Source organism: Roseburia sp. TF10-5 (assembly GCF_003462365.1).
In the GTDB taxonomy this organism is placed as follows: domain Bacteria; phylum Bacillota; class Clostridia; order Lachnospirales; family Lachnospiraceae; genus Roseburia; species Roseburia faecis.
In genome coordinates, this window is the sequence record NZ_QTYW01000008.1 from 1 (window position 1) to 12,452 (window position 12,452).

14 protein-coding genes and 4 pseudogenes are annotated in these 12,452 nt (G+C 36.3%); 8 read left to right on the forward strand and 10 right to left on the reverse strand.

The features are described 5' to 3' along the window. Positions 1-88: 88 nt before the first annotated feature. Positions 89-265, forward strand: a pseudogene (locus DXD06_RS17985) (phage tail tape measure protein); the annotation flags it as partial. Here the strand turns inward: DXD06_RS17985 and DXD06_RS09320 are convergent. Together DXD06_RS09320 and DXD06_RS09325 are read right to left on the reverse strand one after the other, a co-directional pair. Next, positions 248-532: a type II toxin-antitoxin system RelE/ParE family toxin gene (locus DXD06_RS09320; protein ID WP_055262169.1), complete on the reverse strand. Its 285-nt coding sequence runs from the start codon at positions 530-532 to the stop codon at positions 248-250. The pseudogene DXD06_RS17985 and the gene DXD06_RS09320 sit on opposite strands and share 18 nt — an antisense overlap. Then, positions 529-834, reverse strand: coding sequence for a type II toxin-antitoxin system RelB/DinJ family antitoxin (locus tag DXD06_RS09325; RefSeq protein ID WP_117831441.1), 306 nt, complete (start codon positions 832-834; stop codon positions 529-531). Before DXD06_RS09325 ends, DXD06_RS09320 begins: the two co-directional genes overlap by 4 nt. A gap of 120 nt (positions 835-954) precedes the next feature. On the opposite strand from DXD06_RS09325, the gene DXD06_RS17715 reads away from it, so the two are divergent. Continuing rightward, a complete protein-coding gene (locus DXD06_RS17715) occupies positions 955-1,833 on the forward strand; it encodes a phage portal protein (protein ID WP_117831442.1) in 879 nt (292 codons plus the stop codon). A 15-nt stretch (positions 1,834-1,848) separates the two neighbouring features. After that, positions 1,849-2,040, forward strand: a pseudogene (locus DXD06_RS09335) (phage major capsid protein); the annotation flags it as partial. 21 nt (positions 2,041-2,061) lie between these two features. On the opposite strand, the gene DXD06_RS09340 reads toward DXD06_RS09335, so the two are convergent. From DXD06_RS09340 to DXD06_RS09350, 3 genes are all read right to left on the reverse strand, one after another. Continuing rightward, on the reverse strand, positions 2,062-3,174 hold the full coding sequence (locus DXD06_RS09340; protein WP_117831443.1) for a phospholipase D-like domain-containing protein: 1,113 nt from the start codon (positions 3,172-3,174) through the stop codon (positions 2,062-2,064). Between the two features lie 31 nt (positions 3,175-3,205). After that, positions 3,206-3,850 carry a DUF6037 family protein gene (locus DXD06_RS09345; protein WP_117831444.1) on the reverse strand — a complete coding sequence of 215 codons (645 nt, stop codon included), beginning with the start codon at positions 3,848-3,850 and terminating at the stop codon, positions 3,206-3,208. 399 nt (positions 3,851-4,249) lie between these two features. Continuing rightward, positions 4,250-5,158, reverse strand: a complete 909-nt coding sequence (locus DXD06_RS09350) for a hypothetical protein (RefSeq protein WP_243000985.1) — start codon at positions 5,156-5,158, stop codon at positions 4,250-4,252. Between the two features lie 318 nt (positions 5,159-5,476). Here DXD06_RS09350 and DXD06_RS09355 point away from each other — a divergent pair, with 318 nt between their 5' ends. Together DXD06_RS09355 and DXD06_RS09360 are read left to right on the forward strand one after the other, a co-directional pair. Continuing rightward, positions 5,477-5,761, forward strand: a complete 285-nt coding sequence (locus tag DXD06_RS09355; protein WP_117831445.1) for a transposase — start codon at positions 5,477-5,479, stop codon at positions 5,759-5,761. After that, a complete protein-coding gene (locus DXD06_RS09360; protein WP_117831446.1) occupies positions 5,758-6,672 on the forward strand; it encodes an IS3 family transposase in 915 nt (304 codons plus the stop codon). Before DXD06_RS09355 ends, DXD06_RS09360 begins: the two co-directional genes overlap by 4 nt. Before the next feature lie 31 nt (positions 6,673-6,703). On the opposite strand, the gene xerA is transcribed toward DXD06_RS09360, so the two are convergent. Then, positions 6,704-7,708 carry a site-specific tyrosine recombinase/integron integrase gene (xerA, locus tag DXD06_RS09365; protein WP_117831447.1) on the reverse strand — a complete coding sequence of 335 codons (1,005 nt, stop codon included), beginning with the start codon at positions 7,706-7,708 and terminating at the stop codon, positions 6,704-6,706. 169 nt (positions 7,709-7,877) lie between these two features. On the opposite strand from xerA, the gene DXD06_RS09375 reads away from it, so the two are divergent. Further along, on the forward strand, positions 7,878-8,069 hold the full coding sequence (locus tag DXD06_RS09375; RefSeq protein WP_055059878.1) for a hypothetical protein: 192 nt from the start codon (positions 7,878-7,880) through the stop codon (positions 8,067-8,069). A 63-nt stretch (positions 8,070-8,132) separates the two neighbouring features. Here the strand turns inward: DXD06_RS09375 and DXD06_RS09380 are convergent, their stop codons facing one another. Together DXD06_RS09380 and DXD06_RS17255 are read right to left on the reverse strand one after the other, a co-directional pair. Next, positions 8,133-8,915, reverse strand: coding sequence for an Abi family protein (locus tag DXD06_RS09380; RefSeq protein ID WP_330418187.1), 783 nt, complete (start codon positions 8,913-8,915; stop codon positions 8,133-8,135). A 294-nt stretch (positions 8,916-9,209) separates the two neighbouring features. After that, the gene (locus tag DXD06_RS17255) at positions 9,210-9,359 is read right to left on the reverse strand and encodes a hypothetical protein (protein WP_199535205.1); all 150 of its coding nucleotides are present in this window, start codon (positions 9,357-9,359) and stop codon (positions 9,210-9,212) included. A gap of 249 nt (positions 9,360-9,608) precedes the next feature. Here DXD06_RS17255 and DXD06_RS17830 point away from each other — a divergent pair. Further along, positions 9,609-10,226, forward strand: a pseudogene (locus tag DXD06_RS17830) (Archaeal ATPase); the annotation flags it as partial. After that, positions 10,224-11,044, forward strand: a pseudogene (locus tag DXD06_RS17990) (MobA/MobL family protein); the annotation flags it as partial. The pseudogenes DXD06_RS17830 and DXD06_RS17990, both read left to right, overlap by 3 nt. Positions 11,045-11,100: 56 nt before the next feature. Here DXD06_RS17990 and DXD06_RS09390 read toward each other — a convergent pair. Further along, positions 11,101-11,373 carry a hypothetical protein gene (locus tag DXD06_RS09390; RefSeq protein ID WP_117831448.1) on the reverse strand — a complete coding sequence of 91 codons (273 nt, stop codon included), beginning with the start codon at positions 11,371-11,373 and terminating at the stop codon, positions 11,101-11,103. A 361-nt stretch (positions 11,374-11,734) separates the two neighbouring features. After that, complete coding sequence (locus DXD06_RS09395) at positions 11,735-12,451, reverse strand: HAD family hydrolase (protein WP_005604447.1); 717 nt, start codon at positions 12,449-12,451, stop codon at positions 11,735-11,737. Between the last annotated feature and the right edge of the window lies 1 nt (position 12,452).

The window sequence follows — 12,452 nt, forward strand, 5'->3', positions numbered from 1 at the left end:
AGACCTCACGGTCTGGGCGATTTTTCTGTCAGGGGAGTTTTTTTACAGCCCCAATTTTTATGCCCATTTTGCAGGGAGGAGGTGCGTTATGGCGGGAAGTAGAATTAAGGGTATCACGGTCGAGATCGGTGGCGATACTACCAAGCTTCAGAGTGCCTTAAAGGGTGTCAATTCAGAAATCAAGAATACGCAGAGTCAGCTCAAGGATGTCGAGAAGCTCCTGAAACTGGATCCAGGCAATACTGAGCTACTTGCCCAGAAGCAGAACTGTCCTCTCTTTATCATCGACAAGATAATACACAATAAAGTTGTCTACCGGAAGCTGATGCATTTTCATCGAATGCCAAGGCTCCCATTCAACTAACGTATAACGAGCTGGCATAAAATCCAATGAACGAACTTCCTTTCGTATGCGCCCCAGCTGAGCTGCGGCTGTCTCCGGAACAAGAAGTTCATTCGCAATATACGAATAGATTTTACGTAAATCACCAAGTGCATCTACAGAATAGCCGACATTATAGCTATCCGTCATATGCCAAACTCCTTTGCAAGTACCGCGTCGACTTCATCTGCAGAATATACCTTTCCTTCTTTGATGGAATCAACACCCTTCTGGAGTTCTGCATCAAGTTCTTCTCTGGTCATTGCACCAACAGCTAATGGCTTAGAAGAAGGAAGTTTCAATTCAAACGGCATACCTTTTTTCAGTACGATCTGGCTATAAAGCATCTGAATTGCACTGGATGGAGAAATGCCAAGCTGAGAAAGAATACTCTCAGCATTCTCCTTGAGATTCGTATCTATTCTTGCATAAACAGCGGATGTATTTGCCATAGTATCGCCTCCCTTTTCTTTATTATGTTCGCTTTTGCTTGCAATTGCAAGCATTTGCGCAAATTATTTTGTGACGTAACTTTGAATTTTATACGCCTCTTAAGGCAGAAAGGAATATTTATGGGATTTTTATCGGGGCTATTTCATTCCAGAGACAAGCCCACCAACAGCACCAATGGCAGCGCCTATCGTTTTCTCTTTGGTGGAAGCAACTCTGACAAAGCCGTCAATGAACGAAGTGCCATGCAAATGACTGCAGTCTATGCCTGCGTCAGGATTCTTTCGGAGTCCATTGCAGGACTGCCAGTCCATATTTATAAGTATAAGTACACTGACTCGGGTAGTAAAGAAAAGGCAATCAAACATCCTCTGTATCGACTGATTCACGATGAGCCAAATCCAGAAATGACGTCCTTTGTCTTCCGAGAGACTTTGATGACGCATCTTCTCCTTTATGGAAATGCCTATGCGCAAATTATACGAAATGGCAAAGGTGAAGTCATCGCTCTCTATCCGCTGATGGCCAATCGAATGAGTGTGGATCGTGACGATAAAGGTCACCTCTACTATCAATATCAAATGCAAGATTCCGATGCACCGACAATGAAAAATGGAACGGTTATCCTAAAGCCATCGGATACCTCTGAGACGCAGAAAGCAATCGCCATGCTTGATGAAGTCAAAGAATCCATCATCAATGCCTACGAAATCAAGACCGGTATGAGTCGTACCAAGCTATCCCATCTCATGGATGCAGAAACTTGGACGGATGCACATACGGCCATCGATATGGGTTTTGCCGATGAAATCCTGACAAGACCTGCAGAGATACCTGTAGAAAACAACATCGCTGGCCCTATGCTTTTCTCTCGTGCATCTGTGACCAACTCTCTTATGGATAAGCTGGCTGCCAAATGCCACATTAAGAAACCAGAAATACCAGAACGCTCCGTAGATTCTCTCCTGGAGCGTCTTGACCTAATCAAACAACACATTTAATGGAGGTATTCGATTATGACTATTTTAGAACTGCGTGAAAAGCGCAACACTGCATGGAATGCTGCAAAGGCATTTCTTGATTCTCACCGTACCGAGAAAGGTACTCTTACTGCCGAGGACGATGCGACCTACTCCAGAATGGAACAGGAAATCGCTAACCTTGGCAAGGAAATCGCTCGTCTGGAGAGGCAGGAAGCATTGGATAGCGTTTACCCAAGCTAAAACCACTTACTTCTTTGTATTATCAATTCTTATATCATTCAATGGTAATGATTTGAATAATTTCAGTACTTTTTTCGCTAAAGTCTCCAACTCCTCAATTTGCCTAAGTAACATATCAGCTTCATCTTTAGCTTCCTCCGCCAATTCAGCAAATACGTTACTTGCTGCACTCATAGCTTTATCTACATAATAATCTAATTTTTCATCATAAGCCTCAGCATAGCATTCACTAAGATATTCATCCACGAAATCTTGTTCATCAAACTTAGCCAAATCATAGACACTTCCCATAAAAAGCATCTCCATATTTTCAATCGTATGGCTTGCTTCTTCTATCACAGTATCCAAATTATCAATTCCCTTTTCATAGAACACACGCAAGTCAAATATTTTATTAACTCTTTTTAATAATTCCAGGTATTGATAACATATCTCCTTTGCCTTCTCTAAGTCTCTTGTATGTAAAACACTGCTTGTAGTATTATAATACCATTTTTCTATTCCCCTATGATCTGAGAGTAAATAAAACATCTGATAATACTCTTCATGCATTGCTCCAAACATTGCAATACTCTTTCGTATTGCCGTTTCTAAAAACAAAAGTTCTTCATCTGTCTTATATTCGCTAGAACTATCAATAATCCACGGAAACACTTCCTCTTGTAGAAATTCAATAAAATCAACATCTCTGCTTATAAAGCCCGACTCAAAATTGTCTGCACTTTCTTCAGAAAAGTTTGACGATCCTACATACGCAATATTATCAGTCATAATAATTTTTGCATGATTTGAAAAACAAAAATAAACCTCTGCTTTATCCGCAATCTTTTGTGGAGACAACTTACTTTTATATAATGAAATGCTTCTTTTAGCCTTATCTGCATAGGTTTTTCCAAAATAGGATTCCCAACGTCCCGGAATATTTGATACAATACATATCTCTGTATCTTTTTCACAATCCTTCAACGCTTTTAATAAGACATTTTGGTCTTTTGAAATATTATACGTCAAAATATGTATCTGACTTGCATTTTTAAAGTCCTCGATAACAGCAAAATATGTCAGTTCATCTTTCGACATAATAAACTCTGCATCTTCAAGCCTCTTTGAAATTATCATTAACAATATACCTCGTATGCTACAATTTTAATTATTTTCTTTTAGCAAAACTCTCAATTATTTCTCTATCTGTTCTTTCTTCTGTTGGATCATCAGAAAAGAAAAAACTCAAGTTTGTATCACCAAAATATCTTTTGTACAAATCTGGTCTTAATATTTCTGCCTTATTGCTATTTTCAACACTTCTTCCATTAGGCGTCCCATCTTCTTTTTTACCATTTCTTCTAACATCAAAACAATATATCGCATTAGGATTATTGCCCTCTGTTCTTCTTCCAATAAGTAGCCTCTCTTCTGAAGACTTCACAATCACCTTTTCTGATGGTATATAACGTGAAAATATAGCAGAAAAATCTTCAAACAAATCTCTATTGGCGTTACCTTTTTCAACACCGAAAAATTCACAGAATTCATACGCACCATCAAAATGTACATTATAAAAATCAATATATCCCTTAATTGATACATTTACATTTTCCTGCTTTATAAATTCAACCGTTGCCTTTGCATACTTTGAAGGTCTTTTTTCGTTTTCTCTATACAATTTTAAGATAACAATATAATTCTTATTTTTATATGGAAAGAAAAAAGAATCAATAACCCATTTTTTCATTTCCATATCTTTTAACAATAATGGTAAATTTTTGAATCTTATATCTTTTTTCAAGTCAGACATCTAATCCTCCCTAATATCTATGTACAAGACAGAAGTTTTTAATATATGCTAAAATCATGTCAACCGAAATACATTTTACCTTTTTCTTGCTGATGCTGCCGCCTCTTTCCGTTCTTTATCGTTCAGTTGAAAAATCATATGAAATACTTTCATCCTATTACCGGTTTCAGGAACAATATGTTCGCTAGTAATCATTAAAGTATCCCTCTCCCCGATTCTTTGAATTCTGATTGGCTGAAAATCCCCTTTGATACTCTTCGACTTATTCTCTATTTCATCAAATCCTTTTTTAGGGACATTTCTCTATTCATAGATAACGTAATACCAAATTCGAAATTAGGGTTTAAATATCCCATCAACTGGTTATATTGATTTGTAAAGTTTTCGATATATTTATTCTCAAGCACTGCATAATCTGTAACATGTCCGTCCTTCTCTGCGTATATATATATCTGTCTCACCCAATTTTTTAATGGCTCGTCCCATTGTAAATTCACGTGAAATGTGCAAATCATACTTACTATTCAGACTTCCTGCAATAGCATCTTGGATATCTGCAGTAATTTCCACTTCATCTCGATTTTCAAAATGGACAATACGTTTCTGGAAACGTTTAATCACAGATATCAATTCCATTACAATATTCTCGGACAATGAATTACACAAACCTCTATTTTTCTCGCTCTGCATCTCCAAATATCTATCCCGCAAATCACATTCCATTAAATCAATGTAATCATCAAGATTATCATGTTGAAAGAACATTTCTAGCAACTTCGGATTTCTAAGATATAACATAACCATACTACTCAATTGTTCTGGTAAAAAATCATGATCTTGAAAACAAATATAATAGTATTCTTCAAAATCCTGTATCAATTTTAAACTATTCTTTCCATCATTATTTAAATCTCTTTTAAACTCATCGTCTATGGGATTTATTATTAAATCATCTTCATCATCTGTACAATCTTCCCACCAGTATAATATTGCATATAGCAAATATTCATATTTAGGCTTAATAAAATCCCTGATATTTTTTGAACAGATAATTTCATATAATTCATTGACGGCATTTCTACACTCTTGCGGTTTTCTCATAAGATAATCTCTTGGAAAAAATCCATCTAAATCAAACTCCGGATCTGTTTCAAGAATATCTATTAATACCCGTACTATATCCCGCAAATTACTATTAACGTACTTTGTTATCCGCATCCCAAGACTTGATAAATTATCATAATCCACTATATCAATTTGAATCAAAATACTCATCCCTTCTTGACAAGAAAATCTTATTCCGTTCATTATATTTTACCACATCAATCTACATTTTACTATCTGGAAAAAGTGCAAGAAAAAAAGACCTAAAATGAAATTTTAAATTCCACTGCCCTACAGGGCGGTAGAATTTAGTCCTGCACAGTAGATATTTACTCTTTCATACATCAGTGTTATTGTAAAAGTTCCTTCTGACAGCAGTAGAAGGAGACCAGCTATGAAAAGTCAACCATAAATTAGCAAAAAATTTCTTGGTGCTAGAATATAAATAGTACAAGCCAAAATGAGAAATTCCAAATACACATAAGCATGGTACAATAGAAACATGCTGAAGGAGGATCTCATATGGCAAAGCAACATGACAAACAATTTAAACTTGATGCAATCCAGTACTATGAAGATCATAAAGATCTCGGAGTACGTGGATGTGCAGAAAATCTTGGCATCGGCTACAGTACATTAACAAAGTGGCTGAAAGACTTCCGGGAATCAGGTGATATTCCTGTTCGTGGTTCTGGTAATTATGCATCTGATGAGCAGAAGGAAATTGCCCGTCTCAGACGTGAATTACGTGATGCCCAAGATGCACTTGATGTGTTAAAAAAAGCAATCAACATTCTGGGAAAATGACGGAAGCCATTTATCTCGAAGTGACTGAGAAGACAGAAGCTGCCAAAAAGGCTGGACGCCAGGTTTCTGTCTCCGGAATGTTGAAATTTTTAGGTGTCTCTCGCTCAGGATATCTTGCATGGCTCCACCACGTACCTTCTGATACAGAAAAACGTCGTGAAGCTGTAAAAGCAAAAATACAGGATATTTATGATGATTCCAAGCAGAACTACGGCGCTCCGAAAATCACTGTAGAACTGCGAAAAACCGGTGAAGTCATTTCGGAAAGAACCGTTGGTACATATATGCGCCAAATGGGAATCCGTGCCCAGTGGAGCAAACCATGGACCATCACCACAAAAGATTCTGATTTCAGCACAGAATTACAAAATATCCTTGATGAACAGTTTAATCCTGACCGCCCGAATGCTGTCTGGTGTTCGGATATCACCTACATCTGGACAATAGACGGATTTGTCTATCTGACCAGTATTATGGATTTATTTTCCAGAAAAATCATAGCCTGGACACTTTCAGAAACACTGGAAGTATCCTGCGTGATTGATACTATAAACAAAGCCAAAGCTCGCCGAAATATTGATCAACCATTAATTATCCATTCGGATCGTGGCAGCCAATATGTTGCAAAGGAATATAAAAAAGCAACCGAAAATATGCAGCGTAGCTACTCGAAGAAAGCTTTTCCGTGGGATAATGCATGCATTGAATCCTTTCATTCTGTTATCAAACGTGAATGGCTCAATCGCTTTAAAATCCGTGATTATAAGCAAGCATACCAGTTGATTTTTGAATATCTGGAAGCTTTCTACAATACGAAACGAATTCATAGCCATTGCAACTATATGTCGCCAAACGAATTCGAACAAGTGTATGAAAGAACGAACACGGAGGCTGAGCTTCTGGCAGGTTAAAATGGGGAGAAATTTCTCATTTTAACTTGTACTAAATCTTGACATAGGACCATCCAATGTATTTTCTATGAGCAATCTTTACATTACTCTGCTTAACCATTGCATACTGCAAAGTTGTATCTATACGTTGATGCCCTAACAGTTTTTGTAACTGCTCTATTGGCATCCCCTTATCAATGGCTACTGTTGCCAGTGTTCTTCTAAACTTATGTGGATGAACTTTGTCTATATTCAACCGCTTCCCCATTTCTCGAAGTCTCAGTTCTATTCCACCTATTTTCATTCGATTGTATGGTGCTTTAAGTGATACAAACAATGCATCATTATTATCTGTCCTTGAATCAAGATAATTCTGCAAATGGATCTTCGTTCTGGCATCAAAATATACCATTCGTTCCTTATCACCTTTACCAAACACAATACATTCTCTTTCATCAAAAGAGATATCATCTCTGTTCAGCAGCACCAGTTCACCCACACGCATTCCTGTTGAAGCCAAAATATCAATCAGTGCTAAGTCTCTTGGATTATCGCAGTTATCTCTCATAGATTCTAATTGTTCATCCGTGTATGTTTCCTTTATAGTACTAGCAGCCTTAATTCTATGTATTCTGCGGACTGGACTTTTAATAATATAATCCTCATCCTCCAACCAAGCAAAAAAACTTGAAAATATCCTTCTAATATTATCAATTGTTACCTTGCTTGATTGTTTCTCCTTCTGATATTCCGCCAAATAAGTTCTTAGATCTTCCGTAACTATTGTACAAACTGATTTTCCAATACTATCAAGCATTTGCTGTATTGTATTTTTATAGTATATCAGTGTTTTTTCTGAGCAACCTTCAATCCTTTTTGCAGATAGAAATACTTCCAAATAATCCACTTCTTCTTGCTCTGTATCAGCTTCTTGTTTGGCTTCAATGGATACATTATAAAGATATATCTCCAAAGTAGTCTTCAACTTGCTTAATTGTTCATTATTAAGTGACGAAAGCATCTCTCTTATGATCTCTGATATTATTTTCTCTTTCATGTGTTTCTCCTTTATATGTGAGAACCACCATGAAGTGGAGTTCTTGTATTTGCTCTCGCCACTTTCAAGAGTTATTTTTTATATTATAAATACTTATTTTTCTTATTGACGCACTTCTCTGTCAATCGTATAATTAATACACAAAAAAACGAAAAGAGGAGGTGTTCGTATGGCTACTTCAAGTATTACTCATAATTTTGTCATATCCAATCCAAATAGCGTGAAACATTTTATCGCAGCGATTGATGAAGCTGACCGTGACCGCACACCAAAGCAGACACTTCCCGGACGTCAGTTGACAAACCCACAAGAAATCTTAGCTTTAATGTCAAAGAGGAAAAAACAAACTCTTAAATATTAAAATTCTTCAATAAAAAATCCTCTAAAACAATAGGTATTTCACTATCTCTTAGAGGATATTTCTTTACTTTAAATGATATTTGGTAATACTTTTCCAGTTTTCCGAGAAACCCATTTTATTCAATAATTCAACTTCACTTATATGCTCTACTTCTCTGTTTACTCGGTCAATCTCTTTTATAAGCTTTCTTTTAAATTCCAGAAAATCTTTTCCAGGTAATAGATATCTAAAAGCAATCACCACAGCAAACAAATCTTGTTTTCCTTTTTCGTACTGATTACCGCTCTGTGGTAATGAAAGTTTTTTATGAAGCGGTGTATCCGCAATAGCATCTACTGTTCTGTATGTAAACAGTCGTTCCCCATGGGCACATACATTCCTATACTTAGTGAGAACAGATAGAAACTGTTCCATCTGATGCTGATTCAAAGGTTCAAAGTTTTTTGATACTTTTGATTTTAAGGACTGCGGAAACACTCGGAACATTTTTGATAAGTTTCCAAACGTAAGTACATTTGCCAAAACCCATAATGGAATTTCACCATATGTCTTGCGGTAATAGTTGATATATGTATAATCTGTGGTCGTTGTTGCCCGTTTCAAGGTCGCTATCAACTTTACGATTGTTGCATGATTTCTTTTTGTATTATTATAATTATTAGCATCCAGGTACTGCTTCTGCTCTGCTCCATACATTTCAGTAAAATAGTATGACATCAAAGAACGCATCTGTCGCTCAATCTGCAGTAAATATTTAAAGAACAACTCTCTAAGCTCTGCATCAAACTTATACAGACTGACTATTTCTTCAAAACTTGTTCCTGCTTTATATTTTTTGTGTTTGATATTCTAAAAAGATGTTTATATCCTCCCATAAGAGGAAAATATCCTATTTGGCGTAACATCTCTTCCGCATATTCTCTGTCTTTTATTTTTATTCCCTTTTCATCACTGATCCAGGAAACCTAGTCACTAAAAGAAGAGAATTTTTTCGGTGTCTGCATCTCATTTCTCCTTAAAACAAAAGAGGGAGAGACCCGCAGGCTCTCCCCCGCCTGTAGGCTTCTCAAGTTTCTACAGAACGATCACTGAGCTTAGTATACGTCATTTTAAATGTCCTGTCAATATGCCAAAACATTCTTAGCCATACCCGCTCAGAAGTATTCTATGCTGTTTTTTCTTCCTTATTCTGTTTTCTTCCTCCAACTCCCAGAGGACTTCAGCGCCGTACTTATCAATCATCCGTACCAGAAAATCAATGCACCGCTCAAATTCAATATTCTGTTGCATAAGCTCCTCCCGTTATTGTTTGATCTGAGCTTATTTTACAGAACCTGCCTGAAAACCACATTGAATAGAAATTGATTGTAAATTGACACAATCACTTTAAAAATATCCGCATTTTCTTGAATCGAATATACGTTCGCGTTATGATGGATATACTTAATCTTAACTACGAAAGGGGAATTTCTATTGAATCGATGCGATTTTTCTTCTATTAGCACTTGCTAAAAAAATCATATCAGCGAAAGTAATCAAATGAGTCAGCCTGATTTTTTACACGAATTATTTGAAGATTTTATGGATGATCCGGCAAATCAGGATTTTTCAATGGATAACGGTCTGGTTTGCCGCTGGATGACTGGTCAGGCTAAAATCAGTCCTAAAATATCTGCCTACTATTCCAAACCCAGTAATCAGAAAAAACTGGCAGAAACCATTCACCAGAATCTGCTTCCATTGATGTCTGACTGCAATATGGCTATGCAGGATATATACACATTATTTATACAAGATGACAGCATCTCAGATGCGAAAAAGAAAAATCTGACTCCCTTATATAAACCAGCCAGTTCAAGACTGCTGTTTCTTGCAAAACTGATTTCTTTTGGCATGGAACGCCAATTCATCAAACGTAATACCAAAAATCAGAAGCTGCTCGCCGGAGGTGCTTTATCCCCCATTGTGCTGGATTATATTATGGACAGTGAGGTTCCGAAACCATGCCGTCATTTTATCGGAAGAGATAAAGAACTGGAAGAATTATATACCATGCTTGAGGAAAACCGTCATGTTTTTCTTTGCGGAATTGCCGGAATCGGAAAAAGTGAACTTGCCAAAGCCTACGCAAAGCGGTACATAAAACAATACACCAATGAAAATGGAACATGGCAGTATAAAACAGAAAAGAATATCTCTGTATCAAAGATGGAGAAGAAAAAGGATTTACTGCTTCTGAATTTAAAACTGTTCAAAAGCAGTACCGCTATAAAGTCGGTAAAAAGAAAGAATATCTGACTCCATCTTCCGCACAGGAAAAAGGATATGAACGGATTGATAAGCACCCCAAGAGCAGCCGATATGGCAGACAGAATCCTATTTCCGAACGATGGAACAGTGATGAACAACTTTGTATCTGGCGGGCAAACTGGGCAGATGCCGTAAATGAAATGCTTGCACGTAATCAGATAAATGCTACCATTGATCACCGTAGCTTTGCAGATCAGTGAATCACCGAACAGCCAACCATCCATGAAGGCTACATTGCCCAGAATATGGAAAAGAACGGCATGATAGCAGACCGCTGTGAAATCAATCGTCAGATTCGTGCGGATAACAAAATGCTCCGAGAATTAAAAGCAAAGGTAGTAAAACTGGCTGAAGCTGTAGAAAAGTCTATTCCAATAATAGCTGAAACGTTAGAAGCGATCCGCAATCATATGATTTTTACACTGTGTCATTTACTTCATAATGAGATGCAAAAAGAAGTGATCCATGACTGGATGAATCATTTTAATCCAATACTGAATAAATACAACACCGTTAAAAAGGAACTCAAAGCTAAAGTTACGGAACGGAAAGAACTGAATGTGCAAAAGGATAAAACTAGTATTTTGAATCCCATCCGGCATATAAAATTAAATCAGCAGCTTACCACTATTACCGAAGAAATCGAAGAACTGAAATCAAGGAAAGCGGCATCTTATCGCTTAGGACCCAAAAAGGCTCCAGACCAGCAAAGTTTCATTGTCTAAAATCGCTGTCTGCGAATTATATGTGTTAACGGATTCTGTTGGTGTGGGTAGTTCAACGAAAGAAGTTTTCTTTTGTTCCATAGATTCCAAACAGAATTCCCGAACCTGCTTAAGCCGGTAATAGTAGTCAGCTTTGGTAATATAATGCCATTAGCATCACACCAGTCAATCACTTTCATTCCGACAGGACGGTTCTGGCAATCCGTGATCTGTTGAGCCCACTGTTGCAAGCGAACCTGCTTTGCAACTGCTGTAGTATTTGTAGCCATAATCTGTACCTCCCATATCTTAGTCAAAAAAGTTTAGGCTCAACTTTTTTAACAAATATACTATGATCATAGTATATCGATATTGATTTAGGTTTGGTAGGTACCTTCGTTTGAGCGTTTACCTTTATCTACGCAGGCACCATAAATTCTTTTCATACGAATGCTCATAGAAGATACACCCACAAAATGTGCTGTTTTTGTAAAGTAAGACATTATAACAGTCTTGCTATTACTTTTGTAGGTACCTTCGTTTCATCGTTTACTTTTTATTGGCTAAAATATTGAATTTTCAAGGTTCAGCACACTTTTCAGTATGGGAAGTTTGAGATAGTAATATTTAGATGTTTTTAGTTCTTGTTTTTTATTGAGCAGAACTTCTTATAGAAAGTTCAGTATTATACTGCCCAATGTCGTTGAGTAATACATTATGTATTTCATATAAATTCTTAATTTTACATATATTTTTCTCACATATACTATTTCTATCCACAAGTACACATTTCATTCCAATTTTTTCACATGGCAAAATATCTGTTTTTATATTATCACCAACATATATAACTGAATCAATTTTCTCGCCTGACTGTTTGACCGCCTCATAAAAAATATCAACGGAAGGTTTTGCAAATCCTGTTTCTTCTGAAATAAGAATTATTTCAAAATATTTTTCAATGTTCGTACAACTCAACTTTGCTCTTTGCTGTATAGATTTCCCATTACTTATGATACCTAGTCGATATCCTTCCAATGAATGTAGCATATCAACCACATCATCAAATAAAATCCAACTATTTTCTAATTGTTTTTGATACTCTTCAAACAATTCCATTGCAATCTTTTCATTTTCCACATACCCACAATAACTTAACATTTTAATAAATCGATTTTTTCCTTGCTCTTCGAAAGTTATCTGTTTTGATAAATAATAATCAAAATACTTTCTAGAAATCTTACTCCAATAATCTGTTTGATTATTATTTAATACCAGTCCATATTTTTCTTTAAATATGAACTCTATCGCTTTTCTCTCTGAAGAATTGTAATCAATCAACGTATTATCTAAATCGAAATAAATCATA

Excerpts from the sequence above, each read along its gene's own strand:
- DXD06_RS09320 (WP_055262169.1), bottom strand. The coding sequence starts at position 532 with ATGACGGATAGCTATAATGTCGGCTATTCTGTAGATGCACTTGGTGAT.
- DXD06_RS17255 (WP_199535205.1), bottom strand. The coding sequence starts at position 9,359 with ATGCAACAGAATATTGAATTTGAGCGGTGCATTGATTTTCTGGTACGG.
- DXD06_RS09390 (WP_117831448.1), bottom strand. The coding sequence starts at position 11,373 with ATGGCTACAAATACTACAGCAGTTGCAAAGCAGGTTCGCTTGCAACAG.
- DXD06_RS09325 (WP_117831441.1), bottom strand. The coding sequence starts at position 834 with ATGGCAAATACATCCGCTGTTTATGCAAGAATAGATACGAATCTCAAG.
- DXD06_RS09360 (WP_117831446.1), top strand. The coding sequence starts at position 5,758 with ATGACGGAAGCCATTTATCTCGAAGTGACTGAGAAGACAGAAGCTGCC.
- DXD06_RS09355 (WP_117831445.1), top strand. The coding sequence starts at position 5,477 with ATGGCAAAGCAACATGACAAACAATTTAAACTTGATGCAATCCAGTAC.
- DXD06_RS09345 (WP_117831444.1), bottom strand. The coding sequence starts at position 3,850 with ATGTCTGACTTGAAAAAAGATATAAGATTCAAAAATTTACCATTATTG.
- xerA (WP_117831447.1), bottom strand. The coding sequence starts at position 7,708 with ATGAAAGAGAAAATAATATCAGAGATCATAAGAGAGATGCTTTCGTCA.
- DXD06_RS17715 (WP_117831442.1), top strand. The coding sequence starts at position 955 with ATGGGATTTTTATCGGGGCTATTTCATTCCAGAGACAAGCCCACCAAC.
- DXD06_RS09375 (WP_055059878.1), top strand. The coding sequence starts at position 7,878 with ATGGCTACTTCAAGTATTACTCATAATTTTGTCATATCCAATCCAAAT.
- DXD06_RS09350 (WP_243000985.1), bottom strand. The coding sequence starts at position 5,158 with ATGAACGGAATAAGATTTTCTTGTCAAGAAGGGATGAGTATTTTGATT.
- DXD06_RS09340 (WP_117831443.1), bottom strand. The coding sequence starts at position 3,174 with ATGATAATTTCAAAGAGGCTTGAAGATGCAGAGTTTATTATGTCGAAA.
- DXD06_RS09395 (WP_005604447.1), bottom strand. The coding sequence starts at position 12,451 with ATGATTTATTTCGATTTAGATAATACGTTGATTGATTACAATTCTTCA.